The organism is Pseudogemmobacter sp. TB195 (assembly GCF_058313095.1).
The window spans coordinates 2,501-5,921 of record NZ_JBZEGG010000060.1 but is presented as its reverse complement, the minus strand read 5'-3'; the positions used below and the strand labels follow the sequence as shown (position 1 = coordinate 5,921).

1 tRNA gene and 2 rRNA genes are annotated in these 3,421 nt (G+C 53.7%); all 3 read right to left on the bottom strand.

Going from position 1 to position 3,421, the window contains the following annotated elements:
- Positions 1–77 (bottom strand) — tRNA-Met (locus tag AC4FS3_RS28300).
- Positions 78–144: 67 nt separating this feature from the next.
- Positions 145–259 (bottom strand): 5S ribosomal RNA (rrf, locus tag AC4FS3_RS28295).
- 126 nt (positions 260–385) lie between these two features.
- Positions 386–3,282 (bottom strand): 23S ribosomal RNA (locus AC4FS3_RS28290).
- Between the last annotated feature and the right edge of the window lie 139 nt (positions 3,283–3,421).

The following is a 3,421-nucleotide window of genomic DNA, read 5'->3' as shown; positions in this document are numbered from 1 at the left end:
TGGTTGCGGGGACAGGATTTGAACCTGTGACCTTCAGGTTATGAGCCTGACGAGCTACCTGGCTGCTCCACCCCGCGGCCGTTCTCCCCTCGGGGTTAGTATGAGGGGATTTGTATCGTATTGGAGAGAGGAGTCTCTGATCAGGTTTGGCGGTTACCTACTCTCCCACGTCTTGAGACGCAGTACCATTGGCGTAGAGGCCCTTAACGGCCGAGTTCGGGATGGGATCGGGTGTTTAGCCACCACTATGACCACCAAACCGGAACAGAGACTTGCGAAGCATGCTTCGCGAACATCGATGTATTGTTCAGGTCTGTGCGACTTTTGGTGCTTGTATATGGCTGTCTGTCGGTTAGCGAAGGTTTATGCCTTGCTTTTACCGGATCAAATCAAGCCAATCGGGCAATTAGTACCAGTCAGCTGAATGCGTTACCGCACTTACACCTCTGGCCTATCGACGTGGTGGTCTACCACGGCCCTCAAGGGAGGCCTAGTTTTGAAGGGGGCTTCACGCTTAGATGCCTTCAGCGTTTATCCTGTCCGAACATAGCTACCCTGCACTACCGTTGGCACGATAACAGGTCCACCAGTGGTTCGTTCAACCCGGTCCTCTCGTACTAGGGTCAACTCTTCTCAAGCCTCCTGCACCCACGGCAGATAGGGACCGAACTGTCTCACGACGTTCTAAACCCAGCTCACGTACCTCTTTAAACGGCGAACAGCCGTACCCTTGGGACCTGCTCCGGCCCCAGGATGAGATGAGCCGACATCGAGGTGCCAAACGATGCCGTCGATATGGACTCTTGGGCATCATCAGCCTGTTATCCCCAGAGTACCTTTTATCCGTTGAGCGATGGCCCTCCCACTTGGGACCACCGGATCACTATGGCCGACTTTCGTCTCTGCTCGACTTGTCAGTCTCGCAGTCAGGCTGGCTTCTGCCATTGCACTCAACGACCGATTTCCGACCGGTCTGAGCCAACCTTCGCGCGCCTCCGTTACGATTTGGGAGGCGACCGCCCCAGTCAAACTCCCCACCATGCAGGGTCCCGGATCCGGATAACGGACCGCGGTTAGACATCAAGAAGGCGAAGGGTGGTATCTCAAGGATGGCTCCACTCAGACTGGCGTCCAAGTTTCAATGCCTACCACCTATCCTGCACATCACATTCCTGATGCCAATGCAAAGCTAGAGTAAAGGTTCATGGGGTCTTTCCGTCTAACCGCGGGTAGTGTGCATCTTGACACACAGTTCAATTTCGCTGAGTCCACGTTTGAGACAGCGGGGAGATCGTTACGCCATTCGTGCAGGTCGGAACTTACCCGACAAGGAATTTCGCTACCTTAGGACCGTTATAGTTACGGCCGCCGTTTACCGGGGCTTCAATTCAGAGCTTGCACCCCTCCTTTTAACCTTCCGGCACCGGGCAGGCGTCAGACCCTATACGTCGTCTTACGACTTCGCAGAGCCCTGTGTTTTAAGTAAACAGTCGCCACCCCCTGGATTGTGCCCCCCGCCCATACTTGCGTACAGACGGGGCTCCCTTCTCGCGAACTTACGGGAGCATTTTGCCGAGTTCCTTAAACGTGGTTCTCTCAAGCGCCTTGGTATACTCTACCTGTCCACCTGTGTCGGTTTAGGGTACGGTCTGATGGAGGGCTATTTCCAGGAACCTCTGAACGGCCTTCCCAATCCGATAAGGGAAGACAATCTTCGAGATCCGTCACATCCTCCTGGCCACGGAATATTAACCGTGTTCCCATCGACTACGCCTTTCGGCCTCGCCTTAGGGGCCGGCTTACCCTGCTCAGATTAGCTTTAAGCAGGAACCCTTGGACTTTCGGCGAGAGGGTCTCTCACCCTCTTTGTCGCTACTCATGTCAACATTCTCACTTCTGATCTCTCCACCGGATGCCTTACAGCCCGGCTTCACAGAAAGAACAGTGTCTCTGCGTTATTCCACAAGTGGAGTAACAAGAGACAGCGTTCTATATCACAGAACGCTCCGCTACCACGCACATCGCTGTGCATCCCGAGCTTCGGCTCATGGCTTGAGCCCCGATACATCTTCGCCGCAGGACAGCTTATCTAGACCAGTGAGCTGTTACGCTATCTTTAAAGGATGGCTGCTTCTAAGCCAACCTCCTGGTTGTTTTGGCCGTCCCACATGCTTTCCCACTTAGCCATGAATTAGGGGCCTTAGCTGCAGGTCAGGGTTGTTTCCCTCTTCACGACGGACGTTAGCACCCGCCGTGTGTCTCCCGGATATTACTCATCGGTATTCGGAGTTTGGTTAGGCTCAGTAAGTCTGTGGGACCCCATTGCCCATCCAGTGCTCTACCCCCGATGGTATTCGTCCGAGGCGCTACCTAAATAGCTTTCGCGGAGAACCAGCTATCTCCAGGTTTGATTAGCCTTTCACCCCTAGCCACAAGTCATCCAGACCCTTTTCAACGGGTGTTGGTTCGGACCTCCAGTAAGTGTTACCTTACCTTCATCCTGCTCATGGCTAGATCACCTGGTTTCGGGTCTGATCCAACGAACTCTGTCGCCCATTTAAGACTCGCTTTCGCTGCGCCTACACCTATCGGCTTAAGCTCGCTCGTTAGACCAAGTCGTTGACCCATTATACAAAAGGTACGCCGTCACCTCTCAAGGAGGCTCCGACTGCTTGTAGGCGTCCGGTTTCAGGTACTGTTTCACTCCCCTCGTCGGGGTGCTTTTCACCTTTCCCTCACGGTACTGGTTCGCTATCGGTCAGTAAGGAGTACTTAGCCTTCGGAGGTGGTCCTCCGATCTTCAGACAGGATTTCACGTGTCCCGCCCTACTTAATATGTGCAATGGTGCTTCCAATACGGGACTGTCACCCACTATGGTTGGCCTTTCCAGACCATTCTTGTCACACTTCATGCATCGGCTGATCCGCGTTCGCTCGCCACTACTAACGGAGTCTCTATTGATGTCCTTTCCTCCGGGTACTTAGATGTTTCAGTTCCCCGGGTTCGCTCTAAAAACCCTATGTATTCAGGTAATTAGTACCTGTTTTACCCTGCTGTAAATCACCTCGCAGCTACGCGGCGCAGCCGCCTCCGGCATTGAGCCGGCACGGAGCGAGCGTAATTGCGTAGCAATTACAACAGAATATCAGGTGGGTTTCCCCATTCGGAGATCTATGGGTCAAAGCCTGTTCCCGGCTCACCATAGCTTAACGCAGGGTACCACGTCCTTCATCGCCTCTTACTGCCTAGGCATCCACCAAACGCCCTTCTCGCGCTTGATCTGATCCGGAAAGAGCAAGGCCGCAGGACAAGCTAAGCCCGCAGCCACTTTCCGAAACAGAAGTCATATACTTCTACCCATGTCACTGACGTATCAGTGACCGGTTGCGTACTAGACTTGAACAATAGCACTGTTGTTCG